The sequence below is a fragment of the Christensenella intestinihominis genome, from assembly GCF_001678845.1.
In the GTDB taxonomy this organism is placed as follows: Bacteria; Bacillota; Clostridia; order Christensenellales; family Christensenellaceae; genus Christensenella; species Christensenella intestinihominis.
Map to the genome: position 1 here is coordinate 115937 of NZ_MAIQ01000003.1, position 14188 is coordinate 130124.

Annotated in this window: 15 protein-coding genes; 4 read left to right on the plus strand and 11 right to left on the minus strand. The window is 55.0% G+C overall.

All coding sequences use genetic code 11. The features are described from left to right. Positions 1-143: 143 nt before the first annotated feature. The 4 genes from BBD38_RS05635 to BBD38_RS14270 all read right to left on the minus strand — a co-directional run bounded on the left by BBD38_RS05635 (position 144) and on the right by BBD38_RS14270 (position 3867). The gene (locus BBD38_RS05635) at positions 144-1460 is read right to left on the minus strand and encodes an aspartate kinase (RefSeq protein WP_328585603.1); all 1317 of its coding nucleotides are present in this window, start codon (positions 1458-1460) and stop codon (positions 144-146) included. Positions 1461-1462: 2 nt separating this feature from the next. Beyond that, on the minus strand, positions 1463-2806 hold the full coding sequence (locus BBD38_RS05640; protein WP_066685641.1) for a DUF1015 domain-containing protein: 1344 nt from the start codon (positions 2804-2806) through the stop codon (positions 1463-1465). A 162-nt stretch (positions 2807-2968) separates the two neighbouring features. Then, positions 2969-3424, minus strand: a complete 456-nt coding sequence (locus BBD38_RS05645) for a TM2 domain-containing protein (RefSeq protein WP_172807772.1) — start codon at positions 3422-3424, stop codon at positions 2969-2971. Between the two features lie 299 nt (positions 3425-3723). Beyond that, complete coding sequence (locus tag BBD38_RS14270) at positions 3724-3867, minus strand: ribbon-helix-helix protein, CopG family (RefSeq protein ID WP_082989510.1); 144 nt, start codon at positions 3865-3867, stop codon at positions 3724-3726. A gap of 100 nt (positions 3868-3967) precedes the next feature. Between BBD38_RS14270 and BBD38_RS05650 the strand changes: the two genes are divergently transcribed. Further along, a complete protein-coding gene (locus tag BBD38_RS05650; protein ID WP_066685642.1) occupies positions 3968-4495 on the plus strand; it encodes an SLOG family protein in 528 nt (175 codons plus the stop codon). Positions 4496-4641: 146 nt separating this feature from the next. Here the strand turns inward: BBD38_RS05650 and BBD38_RS05655 are convergent, their stop codons facing one another. The 5 genes from BBD38_RS05655 to BBD38_RS05675 all read right to left on the minus strand — a co-directional run bounded on the left by BBD38_RS05655 (position 4642) and on the right by BBD38_RS05675 (position 8799). After that, positions 4642-4992 (minus strand): DsrE family protein, encoded by a 351-nt coding sequence (locus BBD38_RS05655; RefSeq protein ID WP_066685646.1) that lies wholly within the window; start codon positions 4990-4992, stop codon positions 4642-4644. Between the two features lie 141 nt (positions 4993-5133). Further along, complete coding sequence (locus BBD38_RS05660) at positions 5134-5973, minus strand: prenyltransferase/squalene oxidase repeat-containing protein (RefSeq protein WP_066685648.1); 840 nt, start codon at positions 5971-5973, stop codon at positions 5134-5136. Next, a complete protein-coding gene (locus tag BBD38_RS05665) occupies positions 5964-6926 on the minus strand; it encodes a DUF1848 domain-containing protein (protein WP_066685946.1) in 963 nt (320 codons plus the stop codon). The genes BBD38_RS05660 and BBD38_RS05665 overlap by 10 nt, the downstream gene beginning before the upstream one ends. A 169-nt stretch (positions 6927-7095) precedes the next feature. Continuing rightward, positions 7096-7908, minus strand: coding sequence for a Cof-type HAD-IIB family hydrolase (locus BBD38_RS05670; RefSeq protein ID WP_066685948.1), 813 nt, complete (start codon positions 7906-7908; stop codon positions 7096-7098). Between the two features lie 81 nt (positions 7909-7989). Continuing rightward, complete coding sequence (locus BBD38_RS05675; protein ID WP_066685650.1) at positions 7990-8799, minus strand: undecaprenyl-diphosphate phosphatase; 810 nt, start codon at positions 8797-8799, stop codon at positions 7990-7992. Positions 8800-8964: 165 nt separating this feature from the next. Between BBD38_RS05675 and ychF the strand changes: the two genes are divergently transcribed. The 3 genes from ychF (at position 8965) to BBD38_RS05690 (ending at position 11762) form a co-directional block, all read left to right on the plus strand. Beyond that, positions 8965-10062, plus strand: coding sequence for a redox-regulated ATPase YchF (gene ychF, locus BBD38_RS05680; protein ID WP_066685652.1), 1098 nt, complete (start codon positions 8965-8967; stop codon positions 10060-10062). 209 nt (positions 10063-10271) lie between these two features. Next, positions 10272-10670 carry a hypothetical protein gene (locus tag BBD38_RS05685; RefSeq protein WP_066685655.1) on the plus strand — a complete coding sequence of 133 codons (399 nt, stop codon included), beginning with the start codon at positions 10272-10274 and terminating at the stop codon, positions 10668-10670. 75 nt (positions 10671-10745) lie between these two features. Continuing rightward, positions 10746-11762 carry a hypothetical protein gene (locus BBD38_RS05690; RefSeq protein WP_066685657.1) on the plus strand — a complete coding sequence of 339 codons (1017 nt, stop codon included), beginning with the start codon at positions 10746-10748 and terminating at the stop codon, positions 11760-11762. Positions 11763-11829: 67 nt separating this feature from the next. On the opposite strand, the gene BBD38_RS05695 is transcribed toward BBD38_RS05690, so the two are convergent. Both BBD38_RS05695 and BBD38_RS05700 read right to left on the minus strand, forming a co-directional pair. Beyond that, positions 11830-12438, minus strand: a complete 609-nt coding sequence (locus BBD38_RS05695; RefSeq protein ID WP_066685659.1) for a KpsF/GutQ family sugar-phosphate isomerase — start codon at positions 12436-12438, stop codon at positions 11830-11832. Positions 12439-12456: 18 nt separating this feature from the next. Then, entirely contained in the window at positions 12457-14121 is a 1665-nt protein-coding gene (locus tag BBD38_RS05700) for a ribulokinase (protein ID WP_066685661.1), read from the minus strand. Positions 14122-14188: the final 67 nt, after the last annotated feature.

Below are 14188 nucleotides of genomic sequence, written 5' to 3' on the forward strand. Positions count from 1 at the left end.
AAAAAATTTTTTAAGAACCCGGTTTCTTCTTTTGAATATACCGGCGGGGCTTCCCGCCTTCGGACAGGGCAAACCTCTCTCCATTGATATACAGGAAACAGCAAAACTCCCCCCGTATGAGCGAATGCGCTTTTCCGGCGGCGCTACACGAGCGCGTTATAGATCGCGCGCACCGCCTTCTCAAAGTCGTCGTTCTCCACGCCCACGATGATGTTGATTTCACTCGAACCCTGGTCGATCATGCGCACGTTTACGTGGCTTTGGGCAAGCGCCGCAAACAGCTTTGCCGAAACGCCCACCTGACGGATCATGCCGCGGCCCACCGTCGCGATGATCGCCATGTTAGAGGAAACCTCCACGCTGTCCGGCTGGCAGACCGAGTGGATTTCGTCGATCAGCTCCTCGATGCAGTGGCGGATACGGACGTCTGCCACCACGATGGATATCGTATCGATGGAGGAGGGCATATGCTCGAACGACAGCCCGAATTTTTCAAGGCAGGTAAGCACCTTGCGGCCAAAGCCGATCTCTGTATTCATGCCGTCCTTTTCAATGGTAATGACGGTAAAATTCTTTTTGCCCGCAATTCCCGTAATGCCGTCCGAAGCGCCGTCCCGACCTTCGATGGCGGGTATAATCATGGTGCCGTTGTTTTCCGGGTCGTTGGTGTTTTTCACGTTGATGGGAATCGCCGCCTCGAGCACGGGGAAAATGCTGTCCTCGTGCAGCACGGTCGCGCCCATGTATGCAAGCTCCCGGAGCTCGCGGTAAGTCACTACGTCAATCTTTTTCGGGTTTTCCACAATGCGCGGGTCGGCCATCATGAAGCCGGAAACGTCCGTCCAGTTTTCATACAAATCCGCGTTTGCCGCGCGCGCCACAATGGAGCCCGTGATGTCGCTGCCGCCGCGCGAGAAGGTTTTGATCTTCCCGTCGGGCAGGCTGCCGTAAAAACCCGGGATCACCGCGCGTTCATGCAGCTTTAAAGCCCCCGGCAGTATGGACAGCGTTTTCTTCGCGTCATAGTTCCCGGCCTCGTCAAAAAAGATGACGTCCGCCGCGTCGACAAAATCATACCCCAGCAAATCCGCAATTAAAAGCCCGTTCAGGTATTCCCCGCGGGAAGCCGCATAGTCTTCGTTCGCGCCCGTTTTAATCGCGTTGTACATTTTTTCAAGGTGTTCCTCAATTTTGATGGAAAGACCGAGCTCGTCGCGGATATCCGTATAGCGGCGCACAATCTGGTCATAAATTTCCTGCGTCTCCTCGAAATGCATCGCCGCGTCCTGCAGGGAATACAGCAGGTCCGTCACCTTAACGTCGTCCTTGAACCGTTTCCCCGGCGCGGAAGGAACGACAAATTTCCTTGCCTCGTCCGCCTCCACAATCTGCTTCATTTTCAGGATTTGCTCTGCGGATGCAAGCGAGCTCCCGCCAAACTTCGTAACCTTGACTGCCATGTTCATTCCCCCACCGATTTATTCTCTTCCGGCGCTGCCGGTTCTTCTTCCACTGCATAGGGCGCAATCAGCCGCCCTTCGAGGTAATACCGTTTTTCTTCCGCTTCCCCAAGCGAAAACGTCTTTTTGGGCAATACGCCGCATTTTACGATCAGGTCGAAAAATTCGGATTTTTCCATCGCCTCAAAATAAAAGCCGAGGTTGTCATACTGCCGCGATAGCTCCATAAAGGCTTCGTCGCCGTGGATATAATCCAGCTTTACGGACGGGTTTTCGCGGATATAATCCTCGAACACCTCCTGCACCTCCCCCACCACCAGCGGATGCCCGGGGTTCTCGATGATGATGCGCCCCGCGCCGTCGTGGTACAGGAACGGAATCTGGTAGGTGCCGTCGTGCTCGATTTCGCTGCGCCAGCGTCCGAACACCAGCTTTGCCTTTTTGCCCTTTTCGCGCAGGCGCTCCACAATATACTGCACGCAGCCCGCCGCGTTGACGCCGAACAGCACGCGGTGTATGGGCATAAATTCCACCGCGCGGTCGCGCAGGTTAATGATCTCGCACAGCGCATACCGGAGCGGATGGTCTTCTTGTTCCTCCGCGGAAAGCGTTTCCTTCGTTTCCTCCCAGATGGTCTTGGCCGTGGCGAGCGAATGGTTCCCGTCGCCCACGCAGAACAGCATATTATCCCGGCGCGGAAGGCTTTGCAGCGCATCCGTAAGGTCTTCAAGCATTTTGGGATTGTTCACAAGCCAGCCTTCGATGTGGCCGCCGTCCATCATCAGGTCAAAATCATAAAGCTTCGGAAGCGTATTCCTCTGCATGTGCAGCGGGCCGATCACGCTGTCTTTTTCATCGTCCATCAGCAGCATCACATGCGGCAGCTCCACCGCCGCGCCGCGCCGTATTTCCGCACGCGGGGGAATGCGCGTGAGCACCGTCTGCTCCGTCGCCCGCAGGAGCGGTTTATTCTCAATCCTGTAATCATACTGTTCAAGGTCCATCGCCAGCAGGATGCCCTTGCGCACCTTGCCGCCGATCTGCCGCTCGGTTAAAACCACCCCTTCGGGCAGTTCCTGCAAAATCCCCTCTTCAAGGTATGCGTGCATGGTTTCCTTCATATCCGCAATATGGTCATGGACATTTTCATCCTCGAGATAAATTTCGGGAAGCGTAATATGCAGCGTAGACGGCGCGTTTCCCACGAACCGCTCCACCGCCTTCCAGTAATCCGGCTGGGACGTAAACTGGTCGCATGCGATACAGGCCCATTTTGCAAGGTTGACATTCTCCGCCGGCAAAAGCACGCGCGGTATTTTGAATCCCTGCTCTTTTTTTTCTTCCATGGTTTCCTCCACTTTCCTGTCTCCCCACCGGTCAATTCGGCATAAAGTTACCGATACAATAGTATAATATTTTAAGGCTGCTTTTTCAAGCGGAACACATAAAAAAAGCGCCCGAACGAGCCATTCCGGGCGCTTTTTTACAGATTGTTTACTTCTTCCCGCCTAATTGACGAGCGGTTTCCCGTCCGCATCTGCCGGAATGCTGCCAACAAGGATCATAATTCCTTCCACAAGGCCCCAGATTGCGGAAATCCACGTTGTGATGCCGAATGTCACAATGCCGAGAATCCCGAGGACGAGCTGCGCGATTGCCTTGGACTGGAACCCGAGGTAGAAGTTATGGATACCCAGCCAGCCGAGGAAGATGCCGAGGATGCCCGCCGCAATTTTGGATTTTCCCATCTGCGGCGCGCCCGCCTGCGCCTGCTGGGGCTGCCCGCTCTTCGGGACCACGCCCGCGCCGCAGGTAACGCACACCACGGCCTCCGGGTCCGTTTTCCCGCCGCAGTTCCAACAGTAATCGTGTCCTTTTCCAACGGGAACGCCGCAGCCCATGCACACCGTTTCGCCGGGCTGGAGCTGTCTCCCGCAATTCCTGCAATATTTAAATTCCGCCATTTGAAAAACCTCCTTAACACGCGGGCCTTCCCGCATGCTTTTCCTTTCATGGTTTTAGTATATGGGCGGAAAATCCGCAAGTCAACGGCCTTAAGGTTATCTTCATAAACTCTTAAGGGGTTCGACCTTTTTCACCATAAAACGATGGAAAAAAGCCCGGAACAGTTCTTATTTTCCGGTTTGCATAGAACTAATGTGCTTTTTATCTGAAAATATAGAAATACAACATTTTTGTTTCCGCTATCCCACCGCTGGCGGCGGCCGCCAGCGGAATAAAAAAGCGGCTTTCGCCGCTCAATTCATTTTTGCTTTTTTAGATAGTCTTTTAAAATTGTCTCAATCAAATTAGACAAGTTGCGGTTTTCCTTTTCGGCACAAACGCGCAAATCGCGAATCATTTTTTCGTCTAATCTGATGCTCAATACTTTCTTTTCAACACCCATGACTATCTCCTGTTTACATTCTACATACAAAGTATTACAATAATCAAAGATTACATTGTATTACTTTGTAATTTTAATATTCCTGTAATCGGAGATTAACATGAAAAAATATACCTGCTGTTTCACGGGCCCCGGCCCGGAAAGGCTCCCGTTCTCCATGACGTGCCGCAGCCTGCGGCGCGACTTCCTGTATGAACGCATCCTTTCCGCCATCGTCGAAAAAAGGAAGCACGACCATTGCCGCACCTTCCTGTGCGGCATGGACCAGGGCGCGGATTTGCTCTGCGCGCAGGCCGTCCTTGAATTGAAGGAGGAGTTCTGCGCCTCTATACGGCTTGCCTGCGTCCTTACTTATCCCGGCCAGGCGGAGGACTGGCCCAAAAAGGCGCGGGAGCAATATCAAAGCATCCTTGAACGCGCCGACAGGCGCATTGTGCTCCAGGACGAGGAAACAAACGGCTGTTTACTCGCGCAAAAGCGTTTCATGATAAAGCGTTCCTCCCACCTGATCGCCGTGTCGAACGGCATATACGGCGGCCTGCCCGCCTACGCCGTGGACTATGCCCGCAAACGCGGCCTTTCCATCACGGTCATCGAGCCCGCTCTGCCTTCGGGCCATATACTATGATAATCAAAAATTCCTTTTCCCTGTCCCGCGGTTGTGCTGCAGCGGAAAGGGGCGTTTTCCCATGTTTATCGGGGGAAGATTATTGACATGGAACGTATAAAAAAAACACGCGTATGAAACGCGTGTTTTTTTATTCCTTGCTTAATTTATGGTTTGATATAGGCAAAGCCTTCCTGCTGTTTTTTAATGAGCTCCACCGCCCCCGCCGGAACGACTTCCACAAACGGGATCAACGCGCTCTCCCGGATTCCCGCGCCCGCAAGCGCATTCCTGCACGCCGTGAATTTAACGGTGTCGAGCGCAAGGTCGCGAATCGTGTCATAGCGCCCGTCCTTTTTTGCCTGCTCCTCGCACAGGTCCTTCACCGCTTCGCCGTTGGCCACAACTTCAATGGTGAAATCCGTACCTGTCTGTTCGCCGTATTGCATAATATTCCCCGCGTTTTTAAGCGCAAGGTCCCATTTTTTCGATTCGTCCACATGTATCACTGCTTTCATCACGGTTTCCCTTCCTTTTCAGCGTTCCCCTTCTTAGATACTTATTGATAAGCATTTTGCAGGGGTTTTAACCCGCATGGGAAAAATTTTAATTGTCCCTCCCGGGATGGACAATTAAAAAACGCCCGCCCTTTACGGCGGTCAGGGCCTTCGGCCGAGGTTCTCCAATATCTCGTGGTAACGCTTCGTGGCAAGCGCGCTCGGTTTTCCCTTTTTGCAAAAGGACAGTTTTGCCAGCTTCGGGACGACGCGCTCCACCACCACCTGCCCCTCCGCAAGCTTATCCTCCAGGGCGCAAAGCGCCTCAAGGAAACGTTCGTCCTTTTTGGCGCGGTCATAGAACGAAAGGACATACACATATACGAACAGGTTGTAATTGCGAAACGGATATTCCACCTGCATGAACAGCGTACCCATTCCGTAGTGGCACGGGCCGACGGGCTTTCGGACCGTCCAGTGCCAGAGCAGGAATTCCGCCGCGCGGTCAAGAGCGGGTTCCTTATTCAGGTATTCGCTGAACCGGAACGCGGAGAGTGCGGTAAGCGTAGGAAAGGGATTGGAATACTCCGTCTCCGGGCCACGCCCAAAGCTGTATTTGTTACACTTCCACCCGCCGTCCTCCTGCTGCGTATCCAAAAGGTGCCGGAACGTCTTTTGCATCCGCGGGTCCGCGGCATAGCCCATACGGCACAGCGCCTCCGCAATATGGATGGTCTGGCACGGGTAAATCCCGCCCGTGGGATAGACCTTAAAGCGCCCGTCCTCCTGCCACGCACTGAAAAACAGCTCCGCCATTTGCTTCATCAGCGGGTCTTCGGGCTCCATTCCAAGCTCCAGTAAAAACATAGCGCTCTCGAGGGCCGACCACGGCGCGCCCTTCAAAAGCCGCCTGTCCGGCGTCGTCCAGAGATCGGCCCCGTTATCGTGCCGGTGTGAAAGGATCGCTTCCGCGTCCGGTAAATATTGTTTTTCTATCGCCATGTTTCCTCCTGCCCCGCATCCATATCAAACACGCTCATTTGTCCGGCGCGGTCTGATTTCGCCGCCCGCTGCGCCACCTTATCGCCTTGCAGCAGCGTGCCGCACAGCATGGGCGCATGCGGGTCGTAGCTTTCCATATTCTTTTTCACGGTTTCGTCCGACACATTGGCGTAGCAATACCGGCAGCCGTTGCCGCACGTATCATATGCGCCGACATCCACGCTTTTTACACAATAACAATCGCTGCGCTGGCCGGGGTCTTTTTTCAGGCGGTAGCGGTATCCCGTGATTCTCGAGATCAACGCGTCGTCAATACACTTTGCGGGGGGCACGCCCGCCGCGGCAAGGTCCAGAGTTCCGCATGCCGATACTTCAATGCCGTTTCTCCGCCCGATTTCCGCAAACTCCCGCGCAAGCGCGATTTGTTCTCCCGCCGCAACGGCGGAAACGCCGTGCGCCGCCATGCACTTCCTGATTTTTGGATAGAGGTCAATAAAGCTCAGCTTACACTGCTCCGTATATCCCTGAAGCGCCTCCGCCGTTTTTGTAAAAAATTCAAGGTGCGCCTCCGCCGTGTAGGCTTCGTTCAGCAATACGGGACTGTACCGCCACACCGCCCGCGGCGGGCCAACCTTTTCCGCAAGGTGCCGAAACGTGGTAATAAGCCGTTCCTTGGGCGGAAGCGCGCATTCCATTTCGTTTCCATATGGATTGAGCGTAAATTGCACATAATAGGGATAACTCCCCAAGCAATCGAGTTTTTCGAGCATTGGCTCCGCGTTTTTGGTCCAGAAAACGATACAGTCCACCACTTCCGGCGAAAGGGGCACCCGGCTCACCTGATGGTAATTCATCGGGTTACGCACCAAAACAAAACCGTCCGCAAGGCGGTTCAAAAACCATTCAAAGTAAAAACGCGGGATATCCGTGCGCCTGCTTGCGCTGATAATCATAGGCTTGCGCTCCTTTTCCTTATTATACCAAAAAAGCGCCTGCAAGGCGCCGTTTCGCATATTTTTAATGGTTTTTCCGCAATCGGCTTCGTTTTCCCCCTGGATATCTGAAACAAGGAAGCGCAATGGCTTCCTTGTTGTAAAATACAGCAATGCTATTCTACCTGTTTCACACAGGGCCGATTACCCCCAGTTCCAGCAGGGCGTGGCAAATCCCGTCATGATCGTTATCCAGCGTAGTACGCGCCGCCAGCCGCCTGATCTCTGTCGGGGCGTTGCCCATCGCGACGCCGCAGCCCGCGAATTGCAGCATTTCCAGGTCATTATACTGGTCCCCGAACGCGATCACGTTTTCCACGTCAATGTTCCTCAGCCCGCACAGGGTCTTAATCGCCGTTGCCTTGTTCACGCGGTTTTCCATGATCTCCAGCAGGATCGGGGACGATTTTGCAACCGAACATCCGGGGAACCGTTCCCTGACCTTTTCCTCGATCTGCAAAATTTTCCCTTCGGCGCATATGCAGAGCACCTTATTGATTTCCGCATCTTCCGGCAAATCGCCAAGGCTTCCCTGCCGCGCCTGCGCCTGCACGGCTTCCTCCTCGCGCCGTATGCGGGGGTCCTGTTTATCCCTGACAATCCATTCATCCGAAGTAAACAGGTTCCAGCTCAGGTCGAACCGCTGCTCTTCCAGGTACCGCAAAATTTCTCCTGCCTGGCGCTTGTCCATGCCGCAGTGGTATAACGTCCTCCTGTTTTCGTCGAGGATCAGCCCGCCGCTGTACGCGACGACCGGGCAGCTAAAGCCGTTTTGTTCAAGGATCGGCCAGATCGCCGCCGGGCTTCGCGCGGAAACGATAACAAAGGGAATCCCCCGCCGTCCGAGCGCGCGGATCGCTTCAAGCGTACGGCGTGTGACCTTGTTCTCCGTATTCAGCAGGGTGCCGTCAATGTCGCTGAACACCGCCTTATATTGTTTCATAACGCCTCCCGCGGCATTGCCGCAAATGCAACAATGGCCTCCCGCAGGCGCGGAAGGCCGTTTTGATTCCATAAAACATCCTCAGGCAAACGGATTCACGAAATAATGCCCCGCAGTGAGGGACTCCACAAGCACAATGGTGCCGATAACCGCGGTATAGATCGCGAAGCCGTAAAGCTTATATTTGCTAATCAGCTTGAGCATGAATTTAATGGCGATAAAGCCGCACACCGCCGCAACGATGGTGCCCACAATCACCGCGGGGACGGAAACATCGCCCATACCCGTTTCCGTAAGGTCCTTCACGCCGAACACCACACCGCCAAGGATTGCCGGAATGGACATCAGGAACGCGAACTTCGCGGCCCGCTCGCGGCCCACGCCCGAAAACAGGCCGCCCGCAATCGTCGACCCGGAGCGCGAAAGGCCGGGCAAAATCGCCGCCGCCTGCATCAGGCCCATTGCCATAGCCTGCGGGAGTTCTACCCCGCGTTTATGCTCGATGCGCTGCGCAACCAGCTCGCACGCGACAAGCACGCCCGTCGTCGCGTAAAACCCGAACGCAAGATATTTTCCATCCAGCACATTCGCAAACGTATCGGGGGCCACCTTTTCCGCAATCAGCGTGACCACAACCGCCGGGATGGTCGCAAGGATCAGCATTCCCAGCTTGTTCTTGACGGGATGCGTAATGATCGCCACAATTTCCGGCCAAAGCACGATAAACACCGCCACAAGCGTGCCCACATGCAGCATCACGTCGTAAAAAATCGGCACCTCGCCCACACCGAGCAGCGCCTGCATTAAATTGAGGTGCCCCGAGCTTGAAACGGGCAGGAATTCCGTAAACCCCTGGACTGCCCCTAAAATAATCGTATCCAAAAAACCCATAGTTCTGCTCCTTACATAGTAGCCTCTTTAACCGATAATGAGTTCCTCCAGCCATTTCATTATAACAGGCCTCCCCGGTTTTCACAACCGCGCTTGCGAAAGAATCCATTACAGATTATAATAATATGGTTCTTTATTTATAATGATTATAACGAGGAGTTTTTCATGAAATTAGGGGTTGTCGGACTGCCGAATGTCGGCAAAAGCACACTTTTTAACGCGCTCACGCAGGCGGGCGCGCAAAGCGCGAATTATCCGTTCTGCACCATCGAGCCGAATTACGGCATCGTTTCCGTGCCGGACGCGCGCATGGATTACCTGGCGGAGATTTACCATCCGCAAAAATTCACGCCCGCGCAGATCGAATTTGTGGATATCGCGGGGCTGGTGAAGGGCGCGAGCAAGGGCGAGGGCCTGGGCAATAAATTTTTGTCGCACATCCGCGAGGTGGACGCGATCATCGAGGTGGTGCGCTGTTTCGAGGACGACAACATTACCCATGTGGACGGCAGCATCGACCCGCTGCGCGACGTGACCACCATCAATTACGAGTTGATTTTCGCGGACATGGAAACCGTGCAGAAGCGGCTCGACAAGGCCGTGAAAATGCAAAAAACGGGCGACAAAAAATTCAAACTCGAGGCCGGGGTATGCGAAACGATCCTCGCGGAGCTTGAAAAGGGAAACTTTGCGCGAAACATTGAATTTGACGAGGAACAGGCGGAAATCATGCGTTCCATGTTCCTGTTGACGGACAAGCCCATCATTTACGTAGGCAACATCGCGGAAGACCAGGTGGGCAGGGACGACCTTCCCGTTTTACAGCCGCTGCTTGATTACGCGGCCGAACATAACAGCGAGGTTGTAACCATTTCCGCAAAAATCGAGGAAGACCTCGCCGAAATGGACGATGAGGAAAAAGCCTTGTTCATCGAAGAGCTGGGCATCGGGGAATCCGGTCTTTCCAAATTGATTAAGAAATCCTATTCGCTCCTTAGCCTCATCAGCTACCTCACCGCGGGGGAAAAGGAAGTGCGCGCGTGGACCATCACCAGGGGAACAAAAGCGCCGCAGGCCGCGGGCAAAATCCACAGTGATTTCGAGCGCGGGTTCATCAAGGCCGAGATTATCGCCTTTGACACGCTGAAAAACGAATGCAACGGCGATATGCAGGCCGCCAAGGAAAAGGGACTTGTGCGCCAGGAGGGCAAGGAATACGTCATACAGGACGGCGACGTTGTTCTCTTCCGGTTCAACGTATAACGCGCCGAGGCACGCTTTTTTGCTTCGCTTCCCCATGCAAATCCATTCGCTGGCAGCAGGCTGTTCCCGGAGTAATCCTCCGGGGGCAGCTTTTTTGTTCCTTGCCGCGTCAGGGGCGTTCTGCTATGATAATGTTAAACTGGCTTTATGCCGCCACATCTTCATTCCCATTTTCAAAATTATCTCACGCTTCGCAAAGGAGGCCGGATATGAAAAAAGCCGTATTGATCCCGAATTGTCTGGTAATCGCGCTTTCCCCGCTGCTTTTATTGCTGCTGATGGGCTTCATCAACGCCTCCATGCGCGGGGCCATAGAAAGCGCCGATGCCGATTCTTTTTCCATCGTTTACTTGAATTATGCCCTGGGAATCATTCAATATGTTGTTTTGGGCGTGCTTGCTTATTACATCTGCACGCTCCGGTTCCAAAAGGCGTTCCTGGTTCCCTTCATCGTTGCGGTTGTTTATTTGGTGCTGATCGCCGCCCTCTATCCTGTCGTGCCGTTTGTATGGAGAACCTTTACGGCGACCGGCCTTCCGGCCCTGCTTGCGGCCGTCTATTTCCTCAAGCTTATTTTCTCGCTCCGCAGGCGCCCGTCCGGCGCCTGATCGTCCGACATCAAAAGACCCGTGCGGATTCGGCGGACTGCCCGTATATCGACAGCGGCTGCAAAGGAGAAAGCCATGGAAGAATTGCTGGAAGACGTTTTTATACCTGAACGGGAAATCATCTTAAGCAGGCCCTTTTGCGTACGCGGGCAGGACGCGGTGCTCGCGGCGCTCACCTCGGGCGGCGGCAAAAACAGCCTGTGGCTCTTTTATCACCGTCCCATCCCGCAATGGTTTTTAGACGGCGGCGGGTTTGAAGCGACCACCCACCGCGAGGAACAGGAATACACCTTGCTGGATACGCAGGTAAACAATTTCTGGCCGCAGTCCCTTTGCGTGCAGGGAAAGACTCTTTCTTTCACCTCGAGCGGCACAGTCCCCCTGTTGCCCGACAGCCGCAGGGAACATATGATATTCCAGCATTTCGCGGAAAAGGGCGTTTGTTTCGGGAACCTCGCGCAATATCCGGCGGCCTCCGTCTCCGTTATGCACTGTGAATTTGACGGCGACGGAATATTTTCCGCGTTCGACCCTTCCCGTCCCCTCGGCCTGTCCCTTACCGCAGGGGCGGGAAACAGGGAGCTTCCCATCGGCAAAACGCACGTCATGGCGGTGGACGGGGGCCCGGCGAACGGGCGGTTTTCCTTTCCCGGCGAGGACGGAACGGAATGCGGCTATTACCTGGACGGCCTTTTCCTGTACGAGCCGCCAAAGCCCGACCCGCAGCAGGAACGGGAAGCCAAGGCGCGGATGCGCGCGCAGGGCCTTACGGAAGGACAGATCGCGGATATCCGCAAAATTGAGCTTGACGCCTGCCCCAAGGGGCATAAGCTCCTGGTCCTCGAATACGAAGCGGAAGGGGATACGCAGCTCAACTTTTACACAAAGGCCTTCCTTGACAGTCCGCTGGAAACCGCAAACGGAGCGGCGTCCATCTTCGTCCTCGTTCCCGGCCACGAAAAAGGCATGCACGGCTTAAGGCGGCAGACCTGCACGCTCGGCCCCGTACCGCAGGATTTAACCGGACCCGTGGAAATCGAGCTGTTTTCCCGCTGCGAGTCCTTCCCCGGGGAAACCATTGTAATCAAATAAAAAACAGGGGGATAAGCCTCCTGTTTTTGTTGAACGTAAATCCGCCGTTTTTTTGCAGCGGAAATTTTTATTTCCCCGCGCGCAGCTTGTCGCCCACCGACCCGCCGGGATGCGTCAGGTAAAATTGCTCTTTGGTAAACCCATTATGCCGCATCACGGTAAAGGCGATCGCATCCCACACCGCAATCGTCGCCACAATGCTGCCCGAAGCGATCAGCTTCCACGGGCAGGGCTCGCGCTCCACCACAATTTTCAGCAGGATATCGCAGTTTTTGCCCAATATGGAATTTTCGTCTTCCGTTACGCCGATAATCACCGCGCCCTTTTCCCTGCACACGGGAATATAGTTCACGATCTCGCCCGTATTTCCACCCTTGGTGAACAGCACCACCACGTCGCCCTTTTGGATTGCCCCCATGCCGCCGTGGATGGAATTTGCGGGCGACAGGAAAAAGGACGGCACCTCCACCACGCTCAGGGTATGCGCGATTTTCTGCGCCGCCATCCCCGACGTGCCGCAGCCCGCCGTAATCACCTTTTTGCTGTTCGGTTTTACCGTGCGCAAGAGATCGACGATCCGGTCTAGAACGTCCCTGTCCACCGTTGTCAAAAGGGAATCCAGCGTGTCGCGCTCAATGCGCAGAACCTCTTCGTATGATTGATCGTATTTTGCCATGAAGCCGCTCCTTTCAGGTCACCGCATTTCTTTTTTAATCGTTTTCAGGCGCTTCATCACATCGTTTCCGCCCCTGCCAAAATAATCGTGCAGCGTTTCATATTCCGCATACAGCCGGTCGTACACATCCGCATGGGCAGGATTCGGCGTATATACGGTGTCTTTCAGCTTTCCCATTGCGTCCGCCGCGTCGAATACGTTCCCATACCCGCCCTTTTCCGCGCCTGCCGCAACCGCGCCGTAAATTGCCGCGCCCAGCGCAGGCCCCTGCGGGCTGCCCGAAATCCGTATCCTCTTTTTAATGATGTCGGCGTAAAGCTGCATCATAAAAGCCGATTTTTCCGCAATGCCCCCCGCGGCGTAATATTCGTCTACCCGCACCCCGTGTTTTTCAAAGTTTTCGATAATTTTCCGCGCGCCGAAGGCCGTCGCCTCCACAAGCGCCCGGTACATCTCTTCCGGCTTCGTCTGGAGCGTCATGCCCAGCATCATTCCGGTAAGGTCCACATCCACAAGCACGCTGCGGTTGCCGTTCCACCAGTCGAGCGCCAGCAGGCCGCTTTCCCCCGGCTTCAGCCCGGCGGCAAGCTCCTGCATATAGGTATGGATATTTTTCCCCTGCCGTTCCGCTTCTTCAAAATACCCCGCCGGAACGCAGTTTTCCACAAACCATGCAAAGTGGTCGCCCACGCACGACTGCCCGCCTTCATAGCCATAGAACCCCGGCAGCATGCCGTCCTCCACATATCCGCAGATTCCCGGCACCGCGCACTCCTCTTTGCCGAGCAGCATCATGCACGTCGACGTTCCCATGATCGCCAGCACAATCCCCGGGCCGCCGATCCGTACCGCGGGCATACAGACGTGGGCGTCGGTGTTGGCGACCGCGACCGCCGTGCCTTCCGCAAGCCCCGTCTTTTCCGCCATCTCCTTCGTGAGGTATCCTGCGCACGTATCGTGCGGATAAACCTTCCGCGCCAGCTTTTCATCCACCACATGCTTAAGCCGCGGATCGAGCGCCGCAAAGAAATCATCCGGCGGATAACCGTCCTTTTTGTGCCAGATGGCCTTATATCCGGCAATGCACGCGCTCCGTTTCTCCACGCCCGTCAGCTGCCAGACAATCCAGTCCGCCGCTTCGATAAAGCGGTCCATTTTTTCGTAAATGCGGGGGGCTTCGTCCAGCACCTGCCAAATTTTGGGAAACGTCCATTCCGAGGAGATTTTCCCGCCGTAACGCGCGATCCATTTTTCCTTGCGCGCATGCGCGGTTTCGTTCAGCCGGTTGGCATATTCCTGCGCCGCATGGTGCTTCCACAGCTTGGCGTAGGCGTGCGGCTCGTCCTCGTATTCCGGCAGGAAGCAAAGCGGCGTTCCGTCCGCAAGGGTGGGAAGCACCGTGCAGGCCGTGCAGTCGATCCCGATCCCGATAACGTCCTCTTTTTTCACCCCGCTTTCTGCAAGCACCTCGGGAATCGTGCCGTAAAGCACCTCAAGATAGTCGCGCGGGTGCTGGAGCGCCCAGTCCACGCCCAGTTTTTTCCCGGAGGGAAGCGTATCGTCCATAACGGCGTGGGGATAATCGAGCACGCTCTGCGCGACCTCTTCCCCCGTCGCCGCGTCCACCAGCACAGCCCTTCCCGAAAGCGAGCCGAAATCTATTCCGATTGTGTATTTTGACATCGTTTATCTCCTTTTATGCCGTGCAGCGGAAAATGCAAGGGACCCCTTCCCCTGCATCTTCCACGGT